Annotated in this window: 27 protein-coding genes; 8 read left to right on the top strand and 19 right to left on the bottom strand. The window is 61.7% G+C overall.

All coding sequences use genetic code 11. The annotated features are described in order from the left end of the window. Window positions 1-64 precede the first annotated feature (64 nt). Entirely contained in the window at window positions 65-1,963 is a 1,899-nt protein-coding gene (locus BV82_RS06850; RefSeq protein ID WP_010224748.1) for a potassium transporter Kup, read from the bottom strand. Window positions 1,964-2,164: 201 nt separating this feature from the next. Here BV82_RS06850 and rimO point away from each other — a divergent pair, with 201 nt between their 5' ends. The 5 genes from rimO to tsaA all read left to right on the top strand — a co-directional run bounded on the left by rimO (window position 2,165) and on the right by tsaA (window position 6,117). Beyond that, on the top strand, window positions 2,165-3,502 hold the full coding sequence (rimO, locus tag BV82_RS06845) for a 30S ribosomal protein S12 methylthiotransferase RimO (RefSeq protein ID WP_010224750.1): 1,338 nt from the start codon (window positions 2,165-2,167) through the stop codon (window positions 3,500-3,502). An 89-nt stretch (window positions 3,503-3,591) separates the two neighbouring features. Then, a complete protein-coding gene (locus tag BV82_RS06840; RefSeq protein ID WP_036994119.1) occupies window positions 3,592-4,062 on the top strand; it encodes a GNAT family N-acetyltransferase in 471 nt (156 codons plus the stop codon). 130 nt (window positions 4,063-4,192) lie between these two features. Then, window positions 4,193-4,903 carry an rRNA pseudouridine synthase gene (locus tag BV82_RS06835; RefSeq protein ID WP_010224753.1) on the top strand — a complete coding sequence of 237 codons (711 nt, stop codon included), beginning with the start codon at window positions 4,193-4,195 and terminating at the stop codon, window positions 4,901-4,903. Window positions 4,904-4,952: 49 nt separating this feature from the next. Further along, a complete protein-coding gene (locus tag BV82_RS06830; protein ID WP_036994115.1) occupies window positions 4,953-5,414 on the top strand; it encodes a YehS family protein in 462 nt (153 codons plus the stop codon). 7 nt (window positions 5,415-5,421) lie between these two features. Next, window positions 5,422-6,117, top strand: a complete 696-nt coding sequence (gene tsaA, locus BV82_RS06825; RefSeq protein ID WP_036994112.1) for a tRNA (N6-threonylcarbamoyladenosine(37)-N6)-methyltransferase TrmO — start codon at window positions 5,422-5,424, stop codon at window positions 6,115-6,117. A 202-nt stretch (window positions 6,118-6,319) separates the two neighbouring features. On the opposite strand, the gene fpr is transcribed toward tsaA, so the two are convergent. Then, entirely contained in the window at window positions 6,320-7,099 is a 780-nt protein-coding gene (fpr, locus tag BV82_RS06820; protein ID WP_003222277.1) for a ferredoxin-NADP reductase, read from the bottom strand. 119 nt (window positions 7,100-7,218) lie between these two features. Here fpr and BV82_RS06815 point away from each other — a divergent pair, with 119 nt between their 5' ends. Beyond that, window positions 7,219-8,145 (top strand): LysR family transcriptional regulator, encoded by a 927-nt coding sequence (locus BV82_RS06815; protein ID WP_010224761.1) that lies wholly within the window; start codon window positions 7,219-7,221, stop codon window positions 8,143-8,145. Here BV82_RS06815 and BV82_RS06810 read toward each other — a convergent pair. The 3 genes from BV82_RS06810 to BV82_RS06800 form a co-directional block, all read right to left on the bottom strand. Then, window positions 8,142-8,507: a diacylglycerol kinase gene (locus tag BV82_RS06810; protein WP_010224763.1), complete on the bottom strand. Its 366-nt coding sequence runs from the start codon at window positions 8,505-8,507 to the stop codon at window positions 8,142-8,144. The two genes, BV82_RS06815 and BV82_RS06810, sit on opposite strands and share 4 nt — an antisense overlap. 75 nt (window positions 8,508-8,582) lie before the next feature. After that, the gene (gene erdR / locus BV82_RS06805) at window positions 8,583-9,233 is read right to left on the bottom strand and encodes a response regulator transcription factor ErdR (RefSeq protein ID WP_036994104.1); all 651 of its coding nucleotides are present in this window, start codon (window positions 9,231-9,233) and stop codon (window positions 8,583-8,585) included. 260 nt (window positions 9,234-9,493) lie between these two features. Continuing rightward, a complete protein-coding gene (locus BV82_RS06800; protein ID WP_010224765.1) occupies window positions 9,494-10,204 on the bottom strand; it encodes a tRNA-uridine aminocarboxypropyltransferase in 711 nt (236 codons plus the stop codon). A gap of 235 nt (window positions 10,205-10,439) precedes the next feature. On the opposite strand from BV82_RS06800, the gene BV82_RS06795 reads away from it, so the two are divergent. After that, window positions 10,440-10,856 carry a quorum-sensing-regulated virulence factor family protein gene (locus BV82_RS06795; protein ID WP_010224766.1) on the top strand — a complete coding sequence of 139 codons (417 nt, stop codon included), beginning with the start codon at window positions 10,440-10,442 and terminating at the stop codon, window positions 10,854-10,856. 5 nt (window positions 10,857-10,861) lie between these two features. Here the strand turns inward: BV82_RS06795 and BV82_RS06790 are convergent, their stop codons facing one another. Next, a complete protein-coding gene (locus BV82_RS06790) occupies window positions 10,862-11,062 on the bottom strand; it encodes a hypothetical protein (protein ID WP_010224767.1) in 201 nt (66 codons plus the stop codon). 395 nt (window positions 11,063-11,457) lie between these two features. Here BV82_RS06790 and BV82_RS06785 point away from each other — a divergent pair, with 395 nt between their 5' ends. Next, complete coding sequence (locus BV82_RS06785) at window positions 11,458-12,576, top strand: LOG family protein (protein WP_036994103.1); 1,119 nt, start codon at window positions 11,458-11,460, stop codon at window positions 12,574-12,576. Between the two features lie 2 nt (window positions 12,577-12,578). Here BV82_RS06785 and recX read toward each other — a convergent pair whose 3' ends face one another. The 13 genes from recX to BV82_RS06720 all read right to left on the bottom strand — a co-directional run bounded on the left by recX (window position 12,579) and on the right by BV82_RS06720 (window position 22,693). Continuing rightward, window positions 12,579-13,046: a recombination regulator RecX gene (recX, locus tag BV82_RS06780; protein WP_010224769.1), complete on the bottom strand. Its 468-nt coding sequence runs from the start codon at window positions 13,044-13,046 to the stop codon at window positions 12,579-12,581. Between the two features lie 8 nt (window positions 13,047-13,054). After that, complete coding sequence (gene recA / locus BV82_RS06775; RefSeq protein ID WP_010224770.1) at window positions 13,055-14,122, bottom strand: recombinase RecA; 1,068 nt, start codon at window positions 14,120-14,122, stop codon at window positions 13,055-13,057. A 102-nt stretch (window positions 14,123-14,224) separates the two neighbouring features. Beyond that, window positions 14,225-14,707, bottom strand: coding sequence for a CinA family protein (locus tag BV82_RS06770; protein WP_010224772.1), 483 nt, complete (start codon window positions 14,705-14,707; stop codon window positions 14,225-14,227). Between the two features lie 59 nt (window positions 14,708-14,766). Continuing rightward, entirely contained in the window at window positions 14,767-15,267 is a 501-nt protein-coding gene (locus BV82_RS06765; RefSeq protein WP_036994100.1) for a lysis system spanin subunit, read from the bottom strand. Then, on the bottom strand, window positions 15,264-15,815 hold the full coding sequence (locus BV82_RS06760) for a glycoside hydrolase family 19 protein (RefSeq protein ID WP_036994099.1): 552 nt from the start codon (window positions 15,813-15,815) through the stop codon (window positions 15,264-15,266). Before BV82_RS06760 ends, BV82_RS06765 begins: the two co-directional genes overlap by 4 nt. 29 nt (window positions 15,816-15,844) lie before the next feature. Beyond that, on the bottom strand, window positions 15,845-16,876 hold the full coding sequence (locus tag BV82_RS06755) for a phage late control D family protein (RefSeq protein ID WP_036994097.1): 1,032 nt from the start codon (window positions 16,874-16,876) through the stop codon (window positions 15,845-15,847). A gap of 68 nt (window positions 16,877-16,944) precedes the next feature. After that, on the bottom strand, window positions 16,945-17,151 hold the full coding sequence (locus BV82_RS06750) for a tail protein X (protein ID WP_026001407.1): 207 nt from the start codon (window positions 17,149-17,151) through the stop codon (window positions 16,945-16,947). Continuing rightward, complete coding sequence (locus BV82_RS06745; RefSeq protein ID WP_036994095.1) at window positions 17,126-17,971, bottom strand: phage tail protein; 846 nt, start codon at window positions 17,969-17,971, stop codon at window positions 17,126-17,128. Before BV82_RS06745 ends, BV82_RS06750 begins: the two co-directional genes overlap by 26 nt. A 9-nt stretch (window positions 17,972-17,980) precedes the next feature. Then, window positions 17,981-20,029, bottom strand: a complete 2,049-nt coding sequence (locus BV82_RS06740) for a phage tail tape measure protein (protein WP_036994093.1) — start codon at window positions 20,027-20,029, stop codon at window positions 17,981-17,983. A 141-nt stretch (window positions 20,030-20,170) separates the two neighbouring features. Beyond that, a complete protein-coding gene (locus tag BV82_RS06735) occupies window positions 20,171-20,473 on the bottom strand; it encodes a phage tail assembly protein (protein WP_010224786.1) in 303 nt (100 codons plus the stop codon). 9 nt (window positions 20,474-20,482) lie between these two features. Beyond that, window positions 20,483-20,992 (bottom strand): phage major tail tube protein, encoded by a 510-nt coding sequence (locus BV82_RS06730; protein WP_036994092.1) that lies wholly within the window; start codon window positions 20,990-20,992, stop codon window positions 20,483-20,485. 12 nt (window positions 20,993-21,004) lie between these two features. Continuing rightward, window positions 21,005-22,171: a phage tail sheath subtilisin-like domain-containing protein gene (locus BV82_RS06725; RefSeq protein ID WP_036994090.1), complete on the bottom strand. Its 1,167-nt coding sequence runs from the start codon at window positions 22,169-22,171 to the stop codon at window positions 21,005-21,007. A 90-nt stretch (window positions 22,172-22,261) separates the two neighbouring features. Beyond that, the gene (locus BV82_RS06720) at window positions 22,262-22,693 is read right to left on the bottom strand and encodes a tail fiber assembly protein (protein WP_081839617.1); all 432 of its coding nucleotides are present in this window, start codon (window positions 22,691-22,693) and stop codon (window positions 22,262-22,264) included. Window position 22,694 lies beyond the last annotated feature (1 nt).

Here is a 22,694-nt window from a genome sequence, read left to right as displayed (position 1 = left end):
TGCAAGCTAGAGCCGTGCGCGATTTGCTCTAGCTTGCAGCTTGACGCTTGAGGCTTGCCGCTCCCTAGATCTCTACCTGCGTCCCCAGTTCGATCACCCGGTTCAACGGCAAATTGAAGAACCTCAAGTTGCCGTTGGCATTCTTCAGCAAAAAGGCAAACAACAGCCCCCGCCAACGCGCCATGCCCACCAGCCGCGACGCAATCACCGTCTCGCGGCTGAGGAAATAGGTGGTACGCATCGGGCTGAAATCCAGCCCTTCCAGATGACAGAGCTTCAACGCCGCTGGCACATCCGGCTCATCCATAAAGCCAAAGTGCAACAGCACCCGATAGAAACCCTCGCCATACGCCTCGACTTCAAAGCGCTGCTGCGCCGGCACCCGCGGGGTGTCCTCGCTGACCACGGTCAACAGCACCACCTGCGAGTGCAGCACCTGGTTGTGCAGCATGTTATGCAACAACGCGTGAGGCACGGCATCCGCACGTGCGGTGAGAAACACCGCCGTGCCTTCGACCCGATGCGGCGGCTGCACGCGAATGCTGCTGATAAACAACGGCAACGGCAGGCTGCCCTCGTCCAGGCGTTCTACCAGAATCTGCTTGCCGCGCTTCCAGGTGGTCATCAAGACAAACAGGACAATCCCCGCCAGCACCGGAAAAGCCCCGCCCTGAACGATTTTCGGCACGTTGGCGGCAAAGAACAGGCCATCGACAAAGAGAAAACCCAGCAAAATCGGCACCGCCAGCAGCGGCGGCCATTTCCACAGCAGCAACATCACCGTCGACACCAGCAGGGTGGTCATCAACATGGTGCCAGTCACCGCCACGCCATAGGCCGAGGCCAGCGCCCCGGAAGACTCGAAGCCCAGCACCAGCAGAATCACCCCGACCATCAGCGACCAGTTCACCGCACCTATATAGATCTGCCCCTGTTCGTCACTGGAGGTGTGCTGGATCTGCATGCGCGGCACATAGCCAAGCTGAATGGCCTGGCGGGTCAGGGAGAAGGCCCCGGAAATCACCGCCTGGGAGGCAATCACTGTGGCCAGGGTGGACAAACCGACCAACGGTATCAGCGCCCAGTTCGGCGCCAGCAGATAGAATGGGTTGCGCGCTGCCTCCGGGTTTTGCAGCAACAGCGCGCCCTGGCCGAAATAGTTGAGCACCAGCGCCGGCAGCACCAGGGCAAACCAGGCGCGGGCAATGGGTTTGCGGCCAAAGTGGCCCATGTCGGCATACAGGGCTTCAGCGCCGGTCAGGGCCAGCACCACGGCGCCAAGAATCGCCACGCCCATGCCCGGGTGGACAATAAAGAAGCGCACCGCCCATACCGGGTTGAAAGCCTTGAGCACCTCCGGGCTCTGGGCGATGCCATGCACGCCCAGGGCGCCGAGCACCACGAACCAGGTGACCATCACCGGACCAAAGAGGATGCCAATGCGCGCCGTGCCATGCTTCTGGATCAGGAACAGCGCCACCAGCACGATCAACGCCACCGGTATCACCCAGTGGTCGATGCCGTCGAAGGCCAGCTCCAGGCCCTCTACCGCCGACAATACCGAAATCGCCGGGGTGATCATGCTGTCGCCGTAGAACAGCGCCGCGCCGATCAGGCCGCAGCCGACCATCAGCGCCTTGAGCTTCGGGTACGGCGTCGAAGCGCGCCGGGCCAAGGCGGTCAAAGCCATGATGCCGCCCTCGCCCTGGTTGTCGGCGCGCAGGATGAACACCACGTACTTGATCGTCACCACCCAGATCAGCGACCAGAAAATCAGGCCGAGGATGCCCAGCACCCCATCATGATTGACCGGTACGCCATAACCGCCTGAAAACACCTCCTTGAGGGTATATAAGGGGCTAGTGCCAATATCGCCGTAAACCACTCCGACCGCCGCCACCAGCAGGCTCAACGGCTTTGCCACCGAATGCCCGGAATCGGCCTGACTACTTGCCTGAACCATCCATCACTCCCGCCACCAGGCCCCTTGCACCAGACACAGGCACACTGCCGCGAAGCATAGCTGAGCGTTCGTCGTATTTCTGCTGGTCAAGTGACTTTGCGCTCGCTAGAATTGCGCACTTTTTGATCAGAGGCGCCCAAAGCGCCCATCAGGTTTGCCCGCCTGCCCGGCCCCGCAAGCCCTTCAACACCGAGGTTAGTCATGTCCACCACCCCTACGCCCACCACGCCCAAGGTCGGCTTCGTTTCCCTGGGTTGCCCCAAGGCCCTGGTCGATTCCGAGCGCATCCTGACCCAGCTGCGCATGGAAGGTTATGAAGTCGTGCCCACCTACGAGGACGCCGACGTGGTGGTGGTCAACACCTGCGGCTTCATCGACAGCGCCAAGGCCGAGTCCCTGGAAGTGATTGGCGAAGCCATCAAGGAAAACGGCAAGGTCATCGTCACCGGCTGCATGGGTGTCGAGGAAGGCAGCATCCGCGATGTGCACCCGAGCGTGTTGTCGGTGACCGGTCCCCAGCAGTACGAGCAGGTGGTCAATGCCGTGCACGAAGTCGTGCCGCCGCGCCAGGACCATAACCCGCTGATCGACCTGGTACCGCCTCAGGGCGTCAAGTTGACCCCGCGCCACTATGCCTACCTGAAGATTTCCGAAGGCTGCAACCACAGCTGCAGCTTCTGCATCATCCCGTCGATGCGCGGCAAGCTGGTCAGCCGTCCGGTCGGTGAAGTGCTGAGCGAGGCCGAGCGCCTGGTCAAGGCCGGGGTCAAGGAGATCCTGGTGATCTCCCAGGACACCAGCGCCTACGGCGTCGACGTCAAGTACAAGACCGACTTCTGGAACGGTCGCCCGGTCAAGACGCGCATGCTCGAGCTGTGCGAAGCCCTCAGCAGCCTGGGTGCCTGGGTGCGCCTGCACTATGTGTACCCGTACCCGAACGTCGATGACGTGATCCCGCTGATGGCAGCCGGCAAGATCCTGCCGTACCTGGATATCCCGTTCCAGCACGCAAGCCCGAAAGTGCTCAAGTCGATGAAGCGCCCGGCCTTCGAAGACCGTACCTTGGCGCGCATCAAGAACTGGCGCGAGCAGTGCCCTGAGCTGGTGATCCGTTCGACCTTCATCGTCGGCTTCCCGGGTGAAACCGAAGAAGACTTCCAGTACCTGCTCGACTGGCTGACCGAAGCCCAGCTCGACCGCGTCGGCTGCTTCCAGTATTCGCCGGTCGAAGGCGCCCCGGCCAACGACCTGGGCCTGGACGAAGTGCCGGACGACATCAAGCAGGAGCGCTGGGACCGTTTCATGGCCCACCAGCAGGCCATCAGCACCGCACGCCTGCAACTGCGCATCGGCAAGGAAATCGACGTGCTGATCGATGAAGTCGAAGAAGAAGGCTCGGTTGGCCGCAGCTTCTTCGATGCCCCGGAAATCGACGGCAACGTGTTCATCGACGGCAACCACGGCTTCAAGCCGGGCGACACGGTTCGTTGCCGGGTAACCGACGCCGACGAGTACGACATGTGGGCCGAACCGATCTGATTCGGCGCCGGTAAAAAAGCCCCGCCAGCAATGGCGGGGCTTTTTTTTGCAACTATCGTTTCCTCAATTGCCCCGAGGAGAGCACCGCCATGCGCAGGCAGATGACCGTGCAGACGCCCAGCCTCAGCGACTACCCGGAGCTGGCGCGGGTGTGGGAAGCCTCCGTGCGTGCCACCCATGACTTTCTTCCCGACAGTTACATCTGCCTGCTGCGCGAGCTGCTGCTGACCCAGTACCTGGACGCGGTGATGCTGATTTGCTGCAAAGACGCCAGGCAGCGTATCCGCGGCTTTGCCGGGGTCGCCTGCGGGCGGGTGGAGATGCTCTTCATCGACCCCGAGGCACGCGGCCAGGGCCTGGGCTCACGGCTGCTGCGGGTGGCCATTGACGAGCTGCACGCCGAGCAACTGGACGTCAATGAGCAGAACGCCCAGGCCCTTGGCTTCTACCTGCACCAGGGCTTTGAGGTGGTCGGCCGCTCGGAAACGGACGGCATGGGCCAGCCCTACCCCCTACTTCATATGAGGCTAATTCGTACGCAGTCTGCCCGCTCCGGCTGAAGGCTTGTGTAATCTTCCTCTGAAATGCCGCGAAACAGCAGATTAATGGTCGGATCGACGAATGTTCCCGGCCCCAAGCCAGCCGGGGCAGTTACAATAGGCACCTTTCCCTGTGCCTACGGCTGTCGTCATGTCTGAACCCATTCGCCTTTCCAAACGCCTCATCGAACTGGTCGGTTGCTCCCGGCGGGAGGCCGAGCTGTACATCGAGGGCGGCTGGGTCACGGTGAACGGCACCGTGATCGACGAGCCGCAGTTCAAGGTCACCGAGCACAAGGTCGAACTGCGCCAGGGTGCCAAAGCCGAAGCCCTGGAGCCGGTCACCCTGCTGCTCAACCAGCCCGCCGAACTGGACGTCGACAGCGCCTGTGCCAGCATCAGCGCCGACACCCTCTCGCAAGAGCACAGCTACAGCCGTCGCCCGCTCAAGGGCCACTTCGCCCGCCTGAGCTGCGCCGCGCCATTGCAAGAAGGCGCCAGCGGCCTGCAGGTGTTCACCCAGGACTGGCGCGTGACCCGCAAGCTCAATGCCGACCTGGCCAAGCTCGAGCAGGAATACATCGTCGAAGTCAGCGGCGAGATGATTGCCCACGGCCTCGAACGGCTGAACCGTGGCTTCAACTGGAAGGGCAATGAACTGCCAAAGATCAAGGCCAGTTGGCAGAACGAAACGCGCTTGCGCATGGTCCTGAAGAACCCGCCCGCCGGGCTCATCAACCTGCTCTGCAGCAGCGTCGGGGTCACCCCGGTGAGCATGCGCCGGATCCGCCTGGGCGGCGTCGCCATGAGCAAGCTGCCACTAGGCCAGTGGCGCTACCTGGCAACCAGCGAAAGATTCTAAGCAACACGGCGCCGTCACCCGGGCGGCGCCCCTGAACAGGATTGTCCCAATGATTCACAACGATGTACTGCGCAGCCTGCGCTACCTGCTGGACGTCAACGACGCCAAGCTCACCGATATCATCAAGCTGACCGGCTTCGAGGTGTCCACTGCCGATATCGCCGCCTACCTCAAGAAGGAAGACGAAGAAGGTTTCGTGCGCTGCCCGGACGAGGTCATCGCCTATTTCCTCGACGGCCTGGTGATTTTCAAGCGTGGCAAGGACGACTGCCGCCCGCCGCTGCCGATCGAACTGCCGGTGACCAACAACATCGTCATGAAGAAGCTGCGCGTGGCCTTCGAGCTCAAGGAAGACGACCTGCACGCTATTCTCAAGGCCGCCGACTTCCCGGTGTCCAAGCCGGAACTCAGCGCGCTGTTCCGCAAGGTCGGGCACAACAATTACCGCCCTTGCGGCGACCAGCTGCTGCGCAACTTCCTCAAGGGCTTGACCCTGCGGGTTCGTGGCTGAAGCGGCGATGAACTACAGCGTCGCACCGATCGGCTACGTCCGCTCCTGCTTCAAGGAAAAATTCGCCATTCCGCGCCAGCCACAGCTGGCGCCGGCTGCCCGCGGGGTGCTGGAGCTGCTGCCACCCTACGACAACGGCGAGGCGGTGGCCGGCCTGGAGCAGGTCAGCCATGTCTGGCTGCTGTTCCTGTTCCACCAGGCCCTGGAAGACAAGCCACGGCTGAAGGTGCGCCCGCCACGGCTGGGCGGCAACAAGTCCATGGGCGTGTTCGCTACCCGTGCGACGCATAGGCCCAATGGCATAGGCCAGTCCGTGGTAAAGCTGGAGAAAGTCGAGGCAGGGCGCCTTTGGCTGTCTGGCATCGACTTGCTCGATGGCACGCCGGTGCTCGACATCAAGCCCTATGTCCCCTACGCCGACGCCGTGGCCGGGGCAGTCAACCAGATGGCCGACGCGCCGCCTGAGGCGATAGCGGTATACTGGAGTGATGCTGCCCTGCCCCAGGCCCGCGAGCACGCCTTGCGCCTTGCCGAGCCGCTGGTGGAGCTGATTGAGCAGTGCCTGGCCCAGGACCCGCGCCCCGCCTACCAGGTACCACCACCCGAGCGCGTGTACGGGGTGAAGTTCTGGGATGTGCAGGTGCGTTGGCACTACCCGCAGCCGGATCAGATCCGGGTGCTGGAAGTGGTGATGGACCTGTAGGTAGCGTCCTGCGCTTCATTGGGCCTGGCTGGCGAGCCAGTGGGAGCGGGCTTGACCCGCGATGAGGCCAGTACAGCCAGCACATCAGGTATCGCCTGGATTGCGGGGCAAGGCCCGCGCCCACAAGTCCGCGGCATGCAGACCCGCTACTTCAGGCACAAAAAAAGCAGGCCGAAGCCTGCTTTTTTGTTTTCAGCGCCGCTTACTTCTCGACGAATGCACGCTCGATCAGGTAATCGCCTGGCTCGCGCATACGTGCCGAAATCTTCAGGCCGAAGCTATCGAGCACTTCGCTGGTCTCGTCGAGCATGCTCGGGCTACCGCAGATCATCGCGCGGTCGTCCTGCGGGTTGATCGGTGGCAGGCCGATGTCGCTGAACAGCTTGCCGCTGCGCATCAGGTCGGTCAGACGGCCCTGGTTCTCGAACGGCTCGCGGGTCACGGTCGGGTAGTAGATCAGCTTGTCACGCAGGGCCTCACCGAAGAACTCGTTCTGCGGCAGGTGCTCGGTGATGAATTCGCGGTAGGCGACTTCGTTGACGTAGCGCACGCCGTGGACCAGGATGACTTTTTCGAAGCGCTCGTAGGTTTCCGGGTCCTGGATGACGCTCATGAACGGCGCCAGGCCAGTGCCGGTGCTCAGCAGGTACAGGTGCTTGCCCGGGTTCAGGTCGTCGAGCACCAGGGTGCCGGTAGGCTTCTTGCTGATGATGATTTCATCGCCTTCCTTCAGGTGCTGCAGCTGGGAGGTCAGCGGGCCATCCGGCACCTTGATGCTGAAGAACTCCAGATGCTCTTCCCAGTTAGGGCTGGCGATCGAGTAGGCGCGCATGAGCGGGCGGCCGTTTGGCTGTTGCAGGCCGATCATCACGAACTGACCGTTCTCGAAGCGCAGGCCCGGATCACGGGTGCACTTGAAGCTGAACAGGGTGTCGTTCCAGTGGTGAACACTGAGGACACGTTCGTGGTTCATGTTGCTCATGTACGGGCTCCTGAAGAAAAACGCGGCGCTAAGCGAGAGCGCGATTGCGCAATAGTTTAGTGCCAGCGACAATATCTGTTAAATGAATTATCAAGATATGTCTTATCGGTTATATAGATATGCGATTTACCCTTCGTCAGCTCCAGGTGTTCGTTGCCGTGGCCCAGTACCAAAGCGTCTCGCGGGCCGCCGGGATACTGGCGTTATCGCAATCGGCCGCCAGTACATCGATCACTGAACTTGAGCGCCAGTCCAGCTGCCAGCTGTTCGACCGCGCCGGCAAACGCCTGAGCCTCAACGCCCTGGGGCATCAACTGCTGCCCCAAGCGGTAGCCCTGCTCGACCAGGCCAAGGAAATCGAGGACCTGCTCAATGGCAAGTCCGGTTTCGGCTCGCTGGCAGTGGGTGCAACGCTCACTATCGGCAATTACCTGGCCACCCTGTTGATCGGCAGCTTCATGCAGATCCACCCGGAAAGCCAGGTCAAGCTGCATGTACAGAACACTGCGCATATCGTGCAACAGGTTGCTCACTACGAAATTGATCTGGGTCTAATCGAAGGCGACTGCAACCACCCCGACCTGGAGGTCCAGCCCTGGGTCGAAGATGAGCTGGTGGTGTTCTGCGCGCCTCAGCACCCCTTGGCCAAACGCGGCCAGGCGAGCATGGAGGAGCTCACCCACGAGGCCTGGATCCTGCGTGAACAGGGCTCGGGCACCCGCCTGACCTTTGACCAGGCCATGCGTCACCACCGCTCCAACCTCAACATTCGCCTGGAACTGGAGCACACCGAGGCGATCAAGCGCGCGGTCGAGTCGGGCCTGGGCATCGGCTGCATCTCGCGCCTGGCCCTGCGCGATGCCTTTCGTCGCGGCAGCCTGGTGCCGGTGGAAACCCCGGAACTGGACCTGGCCCGACAGTTCTTCTTCATTTGGCACAAGCAGAAGTACCAGACCTCCGCCATGCGCGAGTTTCTCGAACTGTGCAGAAGCTTTACTGCCGGTGTCAGCCGCAGCGACGAGATCGTGCTGCCGACCATCGCTTAAAGCAGGATCACCGCCCAGACCAGGCCGACCATGCTCAGGGCGACGAGCTGGGCGGCACTGCCCATGTCCTTGGCGTTCTTCGACAAGGGGTGGCGATCGAGGGAAATACGGTCGATCGCTGCCTCTACCGCTGAATTGAGCAATTCGACAATCAGCCCCAGCAAGCATACGGCGATCAGGATCGCCCGCTCGGCGCGGCTGACATCCAGCCAGAACGCCATCGGGATCAACAAGACGTTGAGCAGCACCAGCTGGCGGAACGCTGCCTCGCCGGTGAACGCGGCGCGCAGGCCATCGAACGAATAGCCGGCGGCATTGAAAATACGTTTAAGGCCGGTCTGGCCCTTGAAAGGCGACGACATAGAAGGTCACTTCATCCACTGAAAACGCTGCAGCCTAGTGTAGGCGGGGTTAAAAAAGCGTGAAGGCCAAAGGCCTTAACCGGCTGAAACCGATTCCAGTTGTTGCAGCAGCAAGGCGGCCTGGGTCCGGGTACGTACGCCGAGCTTACGGAAGATCGCCGTGACGTGGGCCTTGATGGTGGCTTCCGAGACGCTCAGCTCGTAGGCAATCTGCTTGTTCAACAAACCATCACAGACCATGGTCAGCACCCGGAACTGTTGCGGCGTCAGGCTCGCAAGGCCTTCACTGGCGGCCTTGGCCTCAGCAGACACATCGACTTTCTCGAAAGCCTGCGGCGGCCACCAGACTTCACCGTCGAGGACCTTCTGCACTGCGTCCTGAATCACTTCCAGGGGGCTGGACTTGGGAATGAAGCCACTGGCGCCGAATTCACGGGACTTCACCACGACCGCGGCTTCTTCCTGAGCCGAAACCATCACCACCGGAATCTGCGGATACTGACCGCGCAGCAGGACCAGTCCGGAGAACCCGTAGGCTCCAGGCATGTTCAGATCCAGCAGCACCAGGTCCCAGTCGGCCTTTTCAGTCAGGCGGGTTTCCAGTTCGGCGATGCTTGCCACTTCAACCAGACGTACATCCGGGCCCAGGCCCAGGGTAACGGCCTGGCGCAGCGCGCTGCGAAACAGCGGGTGGTCATCGGCAATCAGGATTTCGTATGTGGCCATCGATCTAATGATCCTGTTCTGTGCAGGCGCAGGAAGGAAGAATAGGCGCCTGGCGGGCAACTCGGGGCTACGGCGACGCCGTATGCCCAACAGGCACATCGAGGCCAGGAAAAACAGCGTTTCAAGCCTTCGTCGTGCCCGAATCGGCGCCAAGGATGCCGAGCCCGGACCGGGTGGTCAAGTTCAATACCCGCCGCGCTCGCCGACCCTGGCCACCAATCTGCCCATTATGCAACAAAGTCCCGCGCCTGCCCCTTGTACTATAGGAAGGTATGCAAACGCTGGTGCACGGTATCCTGCTCATCCAGCGGCAATTGATGCTTGGCACTCAGGTAATGGGTGGTAAACACATCCAGGTAGGCGTCCAGCGCTTGCGCTGCGCGCTGATCGCCAGCCAGTTCCAGGCACATGGCCGCCACTTCGGCGGTGCAGAAGTGATCGTCACGCTTGGAGCGGCGCAGGCGATAGCGCGATATCTGCTCAGGTTGCAGGCTCAGCACCGGGAAGCGGTTGAGGTACGGGCTCTTGCGAAACATCTTGCGTGCTTCGGTCCAGGTGGCATCCAGCAGAATGAACAGCGGACGCTTGCCCGGCGTACGTACCACCTCGTTGACCACCCGCCCAGGCTCGACGAACTCGCCGGGGAAGACGATGTAAGGCTGCCAGTACGGCTGATCGAGCAAGGCCAGCAGTGACTCGTCGACGGCCGTTCGCTGCCAGCCGAATGCCGAGGTGTCGGCAATCAGGTCGGCGATCAGCCAACCGGTATTGGTCGGCTTGAGTGGCTCGGTGTCATGCATCAACAGGCAAATGCCCGAGTCGGCCGGTACTTGCGGGCGCCAGGCGCACAGGCAATAGCTGAAAATGACCCGGCACTGCGGGCAGCGTGGCGCCCGAGAACCGCGGGCAACGAAGGGTTTGACACTGCGTGCCAAGCGTTCGGCGCGCAGGCGCGATACGGCATGGCTCATGACTGGGCGCAACGTAAGCAAGAAAGGGATGGCACTGCACGGACTCGGCAAGACGGGAAACCCACGCAGTTTATCAGAGCCTGCTTACGGGTTGAGGGGAATTGCCGTGCAGCTATAGCGGCGACTCCCTATAATCTTCAACCTGTCGCTACCCGCTGGCATTGCCGTTGCGCCGTGACGGAACACCGTGCGCCGTTGTTGGTCCAATTGCCAGTTACCGAACCAGGAGAGATACATGCTGCGTTTCATCGTCCCGTCCCTGAGCCTGTTGCTCGCCCTGCCCCTGGCGGCCAATGCCGCGTCCAAGCAGGAATACGAGCTGAGCCAGATGCTGCAAAAAGTTGCCACGCAGAGCAGCGTGGGCACGCCGCGGGCGATCAACGAAGACATCCTCGACCAAGGCTACACCGTTGAAGGCAAACAACTGATCAACCACCTCAGCGTACGCGCCAGCCACGCCCAGCAAATGCAGGCCAACCCGGACAAGGTTCGCGACCAGTTAGGCGCCAGCGTGTGCAAGAACAGCGGTTTTCGCCAGTTGCTGGCCAAAGGCGCGGTGTTGACCTATCGCTTCACCGAGTACAAGAGCAACCGCATGGTGGGTGAACAAGCGTTCAATGCCGCCAGTTGTGGCCTGACCGTCAAGAAGTAACCGCCTTAGGCAACCCGCTCCCTGTCGCGCCGTTGTTTTTCATCGGCGCGCAGTTCGGCCACCAGGGCCTGGATGTACCGCGAGTGCCGCTCCCCTCCCCCCAACCGCCGCAGGCACTCCTGTTCAAGGCTCAGGTTATTGGCCTGGGCTGCACGCTCCAGCAACTGGTATAGCTGCTCGTCGAGCTCTAGATCAAGCCGTTGCATATTGCAGCCTCCCTGCACCGCGACTGTCGCTCTGAACTTCAGTTAACCACCCTCGCGCAATGATTGGATCCCAGCTGACGAGCGGTCTGTGCTTAAGCGCGGCCTGACGGCGTGTCTCGCTCGTATCATTCGGCATAAACGCGTGCCAGGGTCTAGATTGATAGCAACCACCCTTCATTTTTCGGGCAAGCAAAGGGGGTTGCCCAGCGACGCTTTGCGCACATGAAGAACAATAAGTTGTATGGACCCATTACCACTGCACTGAGACCTTGCAGGTCTACTGCACTGCTCGGGGGTCACACTCGAGCCACGGCAGCCAGCGACACATGCAGTGTCGCGGCCGGGCAGCCCATTGAAGCCCGGTCAGAGGTTTTGCTGCAGAAGGAGACGCTTGAATGCCTTACCAACCGAACGAACTGCTTTCGAACCACTTCAAGGACAACGGAATCGACCTGAGCAAGATTGAAGAACAACTGGACCTGGTTGCGCCCAACAGCCCTAACCTGCCGCTGTACCGCGATATGATGCTGACGGTCCTGCGCATGGCCCACGACGACCGCAACCGCTGGAACGCCAAGATTACCCTGCAGGCCCTGCGCGAGCTTGATCACGCCTTTCGCACCCTGGAACAGTACAAGGGTCGACGCAAGGTCACGGTGTTTGGCTCGGCCCGCACCCCAATCGAACACCCGATGTATGCCCTGGCCCGCGAACTGGGCGCAACCCTGGCGCGCTCCGACCTGATGGTTATCACCGGCGCCGGTGGCGGCATCATGGCCGCCGCCCATGAAGGCGCAGGCGTGGAGCACAGCCTGGGCTTCAATATCACCCTGCCGTTCGAGCAACATGCCAATCCCACCGTGGATGGCACCGACAAGTTGCTGCCGTTCCACTTTTTCTTCATTCGCAAGCTGTTCTTCGTCAAGGAAGCCGATGCCCTGGTGCTGTGCCCGGGTGGGTTCGGCACGCTGGATGAAGCGCTGGAAGTACTCACCCTGATCCAGACCGGCAAAAGTCCGCTGGTGCCAGTGGTGCTGCTGGACTCACCAGGCGGCACCTTCTGGCAGGATGCCTTGAATTTCATCACCCGCCAGTTGGAAGAGAATCGCTACATCCTGCCCAGTGATATGAAGCTGCTACGCCTGGTGTACAGCGCCGACGAGGCCGTGGAGGAAATCAACCAGTTCTACAGCAACTATCACTCCAGCCGTTGGCTGAAGAACCAGTTCGTGATCCGCATGCAGCATCCGCTCAGCGAAGCAGCGCTGTTTGATTTGCAGGAAGGTTTTGCGGACTTGCGCCTGAGTGGCCACTTCCATCAGCACGCTTATGGCGGCGAACACCATGACGAAGCGCGCTTCAGCCACCTGACGCGTCTGGCGTTTGCCTTCAACGGTCGCGACCAGGGCCGCCTGCGTGAATTGGTGGATTACATCAACCTGTCGGAAAACTGGGCCAAGCCTGAACCCATGCACACCACCCAGCGCGCACGTGAAGCGCTGAAAGTTACCTAGGGTCAGTCATCCAGCCCTCGGCCGCTTAACAAGCGGCCGACAGCTTCCATGGAAAAACCACGGTAAACCAGAAAACGGGTTTGCTGTGCGCGGCTGCGCGGATCGGTCGGCAACTGGCCAGCGAACTTGCGTTGCCAGACGTCCAGCAACCGCGCCGACCAGTCCACACCACATTCACGCAGGGCCTGATCGATATCGCCACGGTGCAGCCCGCGCTGGCCCAGCTCTTCACGAATACGCGCCGGACCATAGCCCGAACGTGAACGGTAGCTGATGAAGCTTTCCAGATAACGGGCTTCGCTGAGCAGGCCCTCTTCCGTCAGACGGTCGAGCTCCTGGTCAATCAGTTCGGGGGGAGCACCGCGCTGACGCAACTTGCGCGTCAGCTCGACTCGACCGTGCTCGCGACGTGCGAGCAGGTCCATGGCTGTCCGCCTTACGGCGACGGGAGTATCGAGTACGGCGGACATGGGTGCGATCAATAATCAGCGTTAGCGTCAGCCAGGTCTTCCGGCTCAGCCTCGGCTACTGCCGCTTTACCGGCGGCTTCGACAGCACCGGCGTTGAGCAGCTTGTCGCGGATCTGCTTCTCAAGGGTGGCAGCGATCTCCGGGTTCTCCTGGAGGAACTTGGCCGAGTTGGCCTTGCCCTGACCGATCTTGCTGCCCTGGTAGCTGTACCAGGCACCGGATTTTTCCAGGAAGCCGTGCAGCACGCCGAGGTCGATGATCTCGCCGTTGAGGTAGATGCCCTTGCCGTAAAGGATCTGGAATTCAGCCTGACGGAATGGTGGCGCAACCTTGTTCTTGACGATCTTGACCCGGGTTTCGCTGCCGACCACTTCGTCGCCTTCCTTCACCGCGCCGGTACGGCGGATGTCGAGACGGACCGAAGCATAGAACTTCAGCGCGTTACCACCGGTGGTGGTTTCCGGGCTGCCGAACATCACGCCGATCTTCATGCGGATCTGGTTGATGAAGATTACCAGGCAGTTGGCGTTCTTGATGTTACCAGTGATTTTACGCAGCGCCTGGGACATCAGACGCGCCTGCAGGCCCACGTGCATGTCGCCCATTTCGCCTTCGATTTCGGCCTTGGGTACCAGGGCCGCCACGGAGTCGACGATGATCACGTCAACGGCGTTGGAACGCACCAGCATGTCGGTGATTTCCAGAGCCTGTTCGCCGGTATCCGGCTGCGAGACCAGCAGGTCGTCGACGTTGACGCCCAGCTTGCCGGCGTATTCCGGGTCCAGGGCGTGCTCGGCGTCAACGAAGGCACAGGTAGCGCCCATCTTCTGCGCCTGGGCGATCACCGACAGGGTCAGGGTGGTTTTACCGGACGACTCAGGGCCGTAGATTTCGACGATACGGCCTTTAGGCAGACCGCCAATGCCCAGGGCAATGTCCAGGCCCAGGGAGCCGGTGGAAATGGCCGGAATCGCCTGGCGCTCGTGGTCGCCCATGCGCATGACCGCGCCTTTACCGAATTGACGCTCGATTTGCCCCAGGGCCGCAGCCAAGGCGCGCTTCTTGTTGTCGTCCATTGAAGTCCTCACGTAATCGATAGGGCCTGACGGCCAGAACACCTGTATAAGTAGCCAGTATTATTCCACAGGGTTTTCTTCCCGCCTACCCCCGATGTGCATTTACTCTGCACCAAGCTGTAACAAGCCCTCTAGCGCGGCGATTACCGTTTGTCGGCGTACCGCATCACGGTCGCCGTCGAAGTGCCGGCGCTCGCTGCTGACATGGCTGCCGTCGGCCCAGGCCAGCCATACGGTACCCACCGGTTTTGCCGGCGAGCCGCCATCGGGCCCGGCCACGCCGCTGACCGCCACGGCAAAGCGCGCGCCGCTGGCCGCTTGGGCGCCGCGGACCATGGCCTCGACCACTTCCTGGCTGACCGCCCCGACCTGGCCGAACAACGCCTCGGGCACCGCCAGTTGGCGAGTCTTCTGGCTGTTGGAGTAGGTCACGTAACCGGCTTCGAACCACGCCGAACTGCCCGAAGTGCGGGTGATGGCCTCGGCGATGCCGCCCCCGGTGCAGGATTCGGCAGTGCTCACTTGGGCATTGAAGCGGCGCAAATGTTCCCCCAGGCGGGCGGAAAGCGCAGTGATCGGGTCCATGGCAGGCTCCTTGAAAGTCTGCCGCCTACCCTACACCAGCCGCGATCAGCTACACAGCCTCATTGCGCCAGCGCCCGCACATAGGCCTGGCAAGCGCGCAAGGCGATCAGTCCGCGGTCACCGTCGTCGGTGATGGCGACAATTCGTCGAGCATGCGCCGGGTCAAGTCGGGCGCGTACGGGGTCATGATCCAGGCTGCCGGTGCCGGCGGCGGCAGGCACGCCGGCGCAACCGGCGGCGTCGCGCTCGACCAGGACCGACAGCCGCAAGTCAGCAGTAGCCAGGCGATCACGCAGGCGTGCCTGAGTCTGTTGGCCATCGAGTAGCTCCTGATAATGTTGTTGCTCACTGAGCTCCAGCCGTTGCGCCAGCCCCTGGCGTTGCAGGCGTTCGGCGACCAGTTGCGCGGCAGCGGACTCGGCCTGGGCTTGCCACTCCCGACCATGCTGTTCGGCTTGCTCCGCCATTTGCCGGCCCATGCGCCAGCCCTGGACCTGCCAGGTCAGCGCACAGGCCAGCAGCGTCAGCAGCAGGCATGCCCCCGACTGCAAGCGGCTCAACACAGCACCTCACGGGCCCTCGCCCAGAGTTTCAGGCGATCCTCCAGGCCATTGAGCCCGCCGTTGATATGCCGGGTGATGCGGTTGAACTCGCTGCGGTCAGCCAGTTGATTGAGGCCGCGCGAGTGCCAGAACCAGGCAGCAGACTCGGCTGCCCATTGCGGTTGCTCCAGCAATTGCGGCTGCTTGAGCAAGCGCTCGTCGCCAAACAGGGCCATGCTGCAGGCCCGGTAGTTGTTGCGCCCGGTGACCTGGATCAGGCCCCGGCCGCAGTACAGTTGACCGTCGCCATCCGCCTCGGCGGTATTGCCCAGGCGCAGGGCCAGGGTGCCAGTGTCGTAGCGCGCCAGGTAGCGGTCATTGCCCAGCTCCTTGACGTAGCGTAACTGGCCGGACTCATGGCCGACCTGGGCGAGGAAGGCCGCTTGACGCCGCGGGGTATCGATTTCCCAACGGGCCATGGCGGCATTTAACGCAGAAACAAAAACGCCCGCTTGCTGGCGGGCGTTGGGGAACATCAACTGCAGCGTTTTTTCAGTTAGCGCCATTGATACCTCATACGTATTGCTTAATCCATTCAACGAGAGACACCGCCTTTGCGCGGCCTGGCGCCCTTGGCCCGAGCCTTGCCCTGCTTGCCACCATTGCATTCGACCGTGGTCGTCCAGCCGGACGCCGTGAACACTTGCTCCACCGACTCCACCAGGTACTCACCATCGAGCCCGATCTTGAAGCCCTTCAACTCCACGCTCCGTTCGGTGAACAGATCTGTACGCCCGGGCATATCCAGTCGGACACTGGCGGTACTGCGGTTGAGCGCCGCCAGCTTGGCTTTGGCCACCTGCTCGGCGCAGGCCTTGTCGGGGTAAAGGTGGCGATCGGTGTGAACCGGCGCCAGCCCCTGCGGTGTCTCGGCGCTCGCCAGGTCGACCACCATGAGCTGGCCACTACGCTTGTCCTGATGACGAGTCTGGACCGCCTTGTAGGTCCCCTTGTCGGCCAGGCGAAACTGCCAACGCGTGACATCCGCCCGACGCACGCCGACAACGCCAAGCGCCTTGCCACTAGCGCTCTTACCACCCTGACGCGGTAGCACCAGCAGGATGCCGTCGCCGACCTTGGCCGTGCAGTCGTACTGTTTGGCCAAACGCGTGATGAAGTTGAAGTCCGATTCGTTGAACTGATCGACCCGCAACACCCTGGTCAACACCGGACACGCCGGTTGCCAGCCGTTACGCGCGGCGATATCACGCACGATCTGCTGCAACGGGATGTTCTCCCAGCTGCCGCTGCGCGTGGTCTTGCCGGTACCGCGCATATCGCTGGCCTTGCCACGAATGACCACGCTGTCGGGCGGCCCGGTCAACTCGACTTCATCCACGGTGTAGCACCCCAGACGGGTCAACGTCTGGCTGGCGTACCCCAGGTGAATCTCGATCAGCGCGCCACGCGCGGGCAAGGTCACCGCACCGTCGCGATCATCGATACGCAGCTCGAAATCATCCGACTCCATGCCAGGCTTGTCCGAGGTGCGCAGTAGCAACAAGCGATCATTGATCACGGTGGTAATGTCGTTGCCATCGGCGACAACACGAAAAACAGGTTGCATGGCTCATGCTCCAGAAAAGCAGCCCCCGCACGGGGCGGGGGCTGCTGGTTGCACGGCAGGCCGGGGTGTCAGTCCCATAGCTGTACCGTGACATCGGTAGCGGCGATCAGGTCTGGCAATTGAACCAGCACCCCGGCGCGAAAAGGCTGGGGTTCGCCGGCCAGCCCCTGATTGGCATTGAGCACCGCCTCGACGCTGCCATTGAGATGCCCGTAGTAGTGTTGGCAAAGGGTATCGAGCACGTCTCCTTCAGAGGTTCTGCAGGTCGTCGCCATAGCTCACAAACTCCAATGTAAAGCCCTGCTTTCTGGGGATGCCCCCCGCCAACAGGTTGCTCTGATCTTCATCGATGCTGAGCAGGCACCAGTTACCCAGGACCTCGCCGTAACCGGTGATCAGACTTAAGGGGCGCAACAACCGTCCGATGCTGCGCAACGTCTGTAACTGACCCAGGCCGCCCTTGAAGGTGGGAAATATCACGCCCCGAATATTGATTTTTTCCTCGCCCAGGCTCACCGCCTGCTGGGCGGCACTGCGCGTGAGACGCTCCTGGCCGACCCAGCGAAAGCTGGTCTGGCGCCGCAATTCTTCGAAGGCTGCCGTGTCGAGGTTGAAGTAGTAACCCGGCGACTCACCATCCAGCGGTTGCAGGATCAACAGGTGCGGGAAAGGTTTGACCGCCTCCGCGGCTGGGGTGACGGTAGGGGCGAAACTGCCGGTGGGTAGAATATTGCCCAGCGATGGGCTGATCTTGCCGGCAATTCGGTTGATCGTCGCTGCTGCCTTGGCCGCCTGCTCGCCGAATGCCTGAACCCGCTCCTGAACCTGCACCACTACTGCCAATCCCTGATCGTATTTGGCCGAGACGCGGTTGACGGCCGCTTGTGCGCTATGGATGGCGCGCATCGTACGTTGCAGCTTTGCCCCGATAACCGGCCCGACAAAAGGGATGGCCTCAAGCTCGGCAACAGCGCCGCTGATGTCGCTGACAGCGCCGTTCATCGGTGCCAGCATGTCATCGGCGCTACGCCGCCCCGCCTGCCCTGCCGCCACCACGAAGCGCAGCGCCGACTGTAGCTGCTGCATGTAGGTCATGGACTCTCCTTAAACGTAAACATGGGGAACGTCGGACAACTGCCGAGAGTTCGCCATGCGCATCAGTTCCTCGAATTCACGGCGGACCATGGCCTGCAGGTTCTGGGCGAGCAGCATCGGGTCGGTGACGCTGCCCTGGACCGTGATTGGCATGCTGGGGGTAAAGGTGAATTGCTGGGTAACCGATTGCGGCTGGCCAAGCCCTTCGCCCACCGGCTTTATCGGCGCTGGCAGGGTGTCGTTTGCAGGCGTTGCACTCACCAGTGAACGCGCCACCTCACCCGGTTGTGCAGCCACCGGTCTAGTGGGTTGCGCCTGGGTGTCGGCAGGCTTTTCTCCCTCAGCGCAAGACACCATGCGCTTGCCCAGCCAGCCACCGATTGCATCACCCGCCATCCCACCGAGCATGGCGCCAATGGATGTTCCGATTACCGGGACGAACGAGCCCACCACGCCACCAATGACCGACCCCACCAGACCGCCAGCAGCCGCACCGTAACCCTCGGCTTTTTCTTCCGGGGTGTCGGCAGTCATGAACGTTGCGACAGTATTGATACCCGCCGTGAGCAAGGCCGGGCCACGAACGCCCTTGATCGCCGCACCAATCTTGCCGGCAGCACCCACCGGGCTGGCGGGAGGCGCTGGCGGCGGTGTGGACGGACGTGGCGCAGGCGCCGGGCGCGTCGGAGCCCGCCGAGTCGATGCGCGAGGCTGGCGTTGCGGAGCCCTGCGTTGCGACGTCCGGCCTTGCGGCGCCTTTCGCCCGTTGCGGGTCGGCTTGCGGCGCTGACCCGGCGTCCTCACGCAGCAGCCAATGTCACTGGCATTGACGACAAACACATTGAGCGGGTTATTGAGCACATTTACGTTCGACAGGTCAGTGCCCTGCCCTGGACCGCCCGCAGCCCCCTCCGGCGTCGGCTTGCGTTTGAGCCTGTTCAAAAGGCCCTTGGCAGCTTCACCACCTTTGAGTGCCAGCAAGGTCGTACCGAGCACCGTGGCACCCGCTACCAACCACTTGAGCGCATCCGGAGCGGCCGTGAATTCTTTGGCCTTGGCAGCCACGCCCAAGGCCAAGCCATCCGCCAACGGCCGCAGGGAATCACCCAAGCTGCGTAGCGCCTCATCGACCGCGTTGGACGCTTCGCTCAAACGCTGATCAGAAGTTCCACGGCGTGCAAGCAAATCCCTGTCGAGCACGCCCTTGGCACCCGAGGCTTCGGTACTGCCTAGTGCCTTGTCCAACGTTTGGTTCTGCGCTGCGGACAGACTGTCGGCAGCGCCTTCGCCCGTTCCCTTGCGCTGAAACACTATGTGCTCCAGCGCTTTCTCCAGCTCATCCGGCCCGCTCACCTGAGGTTTTTTCTGAACCTCGCCGACCAGGCGTGCCGCCTCCTTGGCTGACACATCCTGGCCAACCGCGAATCTGGCCGCCACGGGGGCGTAAGCAAGGGCTTTATTCAAGCCCATCCCCGTGTCGAACAACTGCTTGATCAGCTCAGCTGCCTGATTACGCTCCATCCCTGTTGCGTCGGTGATCGTCGTCACCTTGGCGATGATTGCCTGCTCTTGCGCCGAAGGTTCCGCACCATCGGCCACCCCTGCGCTAATGGCAAGATCGCGGGTGATCTTCTGATACTCAGCGCTGATCTGGGTGGGTAGCAGCAACACCCGCGAACGTTTCAATACCTCGCCAACGAGCGGAATGTCCTCAATGACCTTCAGGTTGTCCCGTTTGGGTGCTGTATCCGTTGCCGGCGGCCCGGCCTTGCCCACAGCCACCACGATCTGCTGCTGACGAAACCTGCCCAGCGCAACGACCTGCCGCTCAAGCAGGTTGAGCGTTGCCTGCAGGTAAGGGCGCAACTCGCCCAGCCAGTCCAGGCTGCCTTGCGGTGCAGGCGTTGCGCCGTTGCGCAAGCTGAAGACTTCAGCGTAATTGCTCTCCAGAACGTTGGTATTTTCCTTGATACGGTCTTCGATCGACTTGAACGCAATACCTACCGTAAATGCGACGGCGGCACCGAGTTCCAGTTTCAATGCCGAATTGCTCGTCATCTGATTCCCCCTATAGCCACGCCACAGGCTTAATCCGTGAGCCACCAGAGCATGTCGCTGAACGACATGCTCATGATTTCGGCGGCGGAAAAGTTCAGCTCCCTGGCCAATCGCTTTGCCGCCGCCTTCTGCCCATTGGGGTCAAACCTCGTCGTCTTGCACCAGGCGAAAATACCCGGCCTGCAAGCGGCCATAGTCTTTCAGGGCAAGCCCTTCGAGGTCCTTGACTCCCACTTCGGCCAGCGAGGCGAAGAGGTTCAGTTCCCGTTGCTCATCGTCACTGTTCGAGGCCGATTGCGCGGCACGAATGTCGCGTACGGTCGGTGCACGCAGCGACAGGCTGTCGACTTGCACGCCATTAGCCTCGGACGGTTTACTGAGCGTCACGACAACGCGTTCGGTGCTCACGGCCAGCCAACTCGGGGTCTTGTTTGCTTGATTCATGACAGCTCCTTACAGGCCCAGGGCCGAACGTTGGGCGGCGAGCTGATCGACGCCATTGATGACCCGCTTCATACCGATCGGATCGATTTCGTAGACCAGGCGGCCATCGACTTCGAGCTTGTAATAGGTCACGGCCACGTTGTGCTTGATCTCGGCCTTGTCGCCCGGCTTCCAGTCGCCCATGTCGACTTCTTTCAGCGCCCCGCGCAAGGTGACGATGACCGGGGTGATCTGGCCTTTGAGGCCTTTGAAGGCACCGCGGAAGGTACCGTTGAACGCCGAGCCGTCAGCCAGGCCGAAGAACTTCAGCGACTCACGACGAACGCCAGTGGTGACAAAACCGGCTTCCTGCTTTTCCATGCCCATGTCGATCTCGACCGGCATGTCCATGCCGCCGGCACGGTGCTCCTCCACCTTCAGGGTGAGCTTCGGCAGGGTCAGGCTGGGGACGTCACCTTGAAAGCTGACGCCATCGACGAACAGGTTCAGGTTCGCCAGGGTTTCGGGAATCATTGCCATGGTTATTGCTCCTTAAGCGGCTTGGTCGAGGACTTCGGTCAACCACTGGTTGGTGACCTCGACACGGAAATTCGGGTTCTCGGCTGGCGGCACGTCGGTGAAACGGATGTTCCAGTACACCTTGCCTTGCTCCAGCTGGCTGGCGGTGTTCAGCTCGGGGTCGGCGAACACTTCGAAATTGATGATCGCGCCCTGGGCTTTCAGATCACGCATGAACGCCTGCAGGCCTTCGGTCACATCCTTGACGTAGGTCGCGGTAATCGAGCGGTCGACCGCCCACTTATGGCCGTAGAGGATCGCGTCCATGACGATGTCCATGGTCCGCACGCGGGTAACGAAGGCCCACTTCGGGTCGCTGCTCAGGGTGCGGTTGCCCCACAGGCGGAAGCCGTCATCGCGGATCACGGTGGTGATGTTGGCGTTGTTCAGCAGGTTGGCCCGGCAGGTCGCGTCGCCATCCAGGTACTCGATCGAGCGGCTGGTACCGGTGATGCCGACGAACGCCTTGTTCGACGGCGAGGCCCAGAAGCCGTACTCGCTGTCGGTCCAGGCGAACAGGCCGGCAACCCAGGCCGAAGCCGGTGCATCTAGGGTTGCGTTCTTGCCGGTGTCCCAGTACTGCACGCCCGGGTCGACCAGGTAGGCGCGCTTGGCGCCGAAGTTCTCGGCATAAGCGATCGCCGCTTCGTCGGTGCTGTTCGGGCCATCGATAATGGCCAGGCCGCGCAGCTTGTCGGCCAGGGCCACCAGGGCGGTACCAACCGCCAGGGTGGAGCTGTGCTTGGGCGTTACCAGCAGGCGTGGCTGGGCGTTGAAGCGGCTTTTGCCGTCCAGCAGCGCCTGCAGGCCGGTACGTTTGCCATCGGCCAGCACGCCGCCGATGATTGCCGAGGTCTGCGCCGCCTCCTCTTCGAGCTTGGCCACGCCGCAGGCGACGATAACCGCCTTGGCGCGGCTGTAGATGGCCTGGCAGGCCCGGGTGATCGGCGCATCGGCGCCGAACGCGGCGATGGCTTCACGTTCGCTGGTGATCAGCACCAGGTCATTGGCCTTGGCGCTTGCACCCGGGCCTTCAGTGAAGGTATCGACCAGGCCGATGATCGAGGAAGAAGGCAGCGCGATGGTGCGTGCGCCGGTGTCGACGTTGGTTACGGTAACGCCGTGGAAGAATCCACTCATGGGTAAGTCTCCAGAAATGCGAAGGCCCCGCGGTGCGGGGCCTTCAAAGGGATTGTTGCGGGTATGAAAAAGCCCCGGCGGTGCGGGGCTTTATTGGGTTTGCGTAGCGATCCACGGCGGCGCTACGGGTTTATACTCATTCGCCGGGAAAACCTCAGCTTGCGGCCAATCACGCAGTTGCTGCATATAGCCCAACAGCTCGGTAAATTGCGTCACGGTTAAAGTAGGCTTACGCTGCAAATCCAGTTCGTCACGATGCCGGTTGCGTAACCATTCGACCCTCGATAACTCCGAATTTCGCCAAGCGCGTTGCTCAACGGCCGCCAGCCCTTCAAGCGCCCGATACTCAACGGTGCCATTAACGTAGTAACACTGCTGCCCCCGCTGAAGAGTAAGGCTTTGCTCAAATGACTTACTGCTGACAGGTACAGCACCCTCTGGTACTTCTTGATTCACAACCGTATCAAGACGGCCAATCAAGCGTCCATCCTCAGCAATAACGAACCAGTATCGATCAGACATT

Source organism: Pseudomonas donghuensis (assembly GCF_000696345.2).
Lineage (GTDB): Bacteria > Pseudomonadota > Gammaproteobacteria > Pseudomonadales > Pseudomonadaceae > Aquipseudomonas > Aquipseudomonas donghuensis.
This window is presented reverse-complemented; position numbering and strand designations above follow the sequence as displayed.

Excerpts from the sequence above, each read along its gene's own strand:
- BV82_RS06725 (WP_036994090.1), bottom strand. The coding sequence starts at position 22,171 with ATGAGTGGATTCTTCCACGGCGTTACCGTAACCAACGTCGACACCGGC.
- rimO (WP_010224750.1), top strand. The coding sequence starts at position 2,165 with ATGTCCACCACCCCTACGCCCACCACGCCCAAGGTCGGCTTCGTTTCC.
- BV82_RS06760 (WP_036994099.1), bottom strand. The coding sequence starts at position 15,815 with ATGGCGCTAACTGAAAAAACGCTGCAGTTGATGTTCCCCAACGCCCGC.
- fpr (WP_003222277.1), bottom strand. The coding sequence starts at position 7,099 with ATGAGCAACATGAACCACGAACGTGTCCTCAGTGTTCACCACTGGAAC.
- recA (WP_010224770.1), bottom strand. The coding sequence starts at position 14,122 with ATGGACGACAACAAGAAGCGCGCCTTGGCTGCGGCCCTGGGGCAAATC.
- BV82_RS06730 (WP_036994092.1), bottom strand. The coding sequence starts at position 20,992 with ATGGCAATGATTCCCGAAACCCTGGCGAACCTGAACCTGTTCGTCGAT.
- BV82_RS06750 (WP_026001407.1), bottom strand. The coding sequence starts at position 17,151 with ATGGCGACGACCTGCAGAACCTCTGAAGGAGACGTGCTCGATACCCTT.
- BV82_RS06810 (WP_010224763.1), bottom strand. The coding sequence starts at position 8,507 with ATGTCGTCGCCTTTCAAGGGCCAGACCGGCCTTAAACGTATTTTCAAT.
- BV82_RS06740 (WP_036994093.1), bottom strand. The coding sequence starts at position 20,029 with ATGACGAGCAATTCGGCATTGAAACTGGAACTCGGTGCCGCCGTCGCA.
- BV82_RS06790 (WP_010224767.1), bottom strand. The coding sequence starts at position 11,062 with ATGCAACGGCTTGATCTAGAGCTCGACGAGCAGCTATACCAGTTGCTG.
- tsaA (WP_036994112.1), top strand. The coding sequence starts at position 5,422 with ATGAACTACAGCGTCGCACCGATCGGCTACGTCCGCTCCTGCTTCAAG.
- BV82_RS06850 (WP_010224748.1), bottom strand. The coding sequence starts at position 1,963 with ATGGTTCAGGCAAGTAGTCAGGCCGATTCCGGGCATTCGGTGGCAAAG.
- BV82_RS06815 (WP_010224761.1), top strand. The coding sequence starts at position 7,219 with ATGCGATTTACCCTTCGTCAGCTCCAGGTGTTCGTTGCCGTGGCCCAG.
- recX (WP_010224769.1), bottom strand. The coding sequence starts at position 13,046 with ATGTCCGCCGTACTCGATACTCCCGTCGCCGTAAGGCGGACAGCCATG.
- BV82_RS06720 (WP_081839617.1), bottom strand. The coding sequence starts at position 22,693 with ATGTCTGATCGATACTGGTTCGTTATTGCTGAGGATGGACGCTTGATT.
- BV82_RS06835 (WP_010224753.1), top strand. The coding sequence starts at position 4,193 with ATGTCTGAACCCATTCGCCTTTCCAAACGCCTCATCGAACTGGTCGGT.
- BV82_RS06770 (WP_010224772.1), bottom strand. The coding sequence starts at position 14,707 with ATGGACCCGATCACTGCGCTTTCCGCCCGCCTGGGGGAACATTTGCGC.
- erdR (WP_036994104.1), bottom strand. The coding sequence starts at position 9,233 with ATGGCCACATACGAAATCCTGATTGCCGATGACCACCCGCTGTTTCGC.
- BV82_RS06735 (WP_010224786.1), bottom strand. The coding sequence starts at position 20,473 with ATGAATCAAGCAAACAAGACCCCGAGTTGGCTGGCCGTGAGCACCGAA.
- BV82_RS06800 (WP_010224765.1), bottom strand. The coding sequence starts at position 10,204 with ATGAGCCATGCCGTATCGCGCCTGCGCGCCGAACGCTTGGCACGCAGT.
- BV82_RS06755 (WP_036994097.1), bottom strand. The coding sequence starts at position 16,876 with ATGCAACCTGTTTTTCGTGTTGTCGCCGATGGCAACGACATTACCACC.
- BV82_RS06830 (WP_036994115.1), top strand. The coding sequence starts at position 4,953 with ATGATTCACAACGATGTACTGCGCAGCCTGCGCTACCTGCTGGACGTC.
- BV82_RS06840 (WP_036994119.1), top strand. The coding sequence starts at position 3,592 with ATGCGCAGGCAGATGACCGTGCAGACGCCCAGCCTCAGCGACTACCCG.
- BV82_RS06785 (WP_036994103.1), top strand. The coding sequence starts at position 11,458 with ATGCCTTACCAACCGAACGAACTGCTTTCGAACCACTTCAAGGACAAC.
- BV82_RS06745 (WP_036994095.1), bottom strand. The coding sequence starts at position 17,971 with ATGACCTACATGCAGCAGCTACAGTCGGCGCTGCGCTTCGTGGTGGCG.
- BV82_RS06795 (WP_010224766.1), top strand. The coding sequence starts at position 10,440 with ATGCTGCGTTTCATCGTCCCGTCCCTGAGCCTGTTGCTCGCCCTGCCC.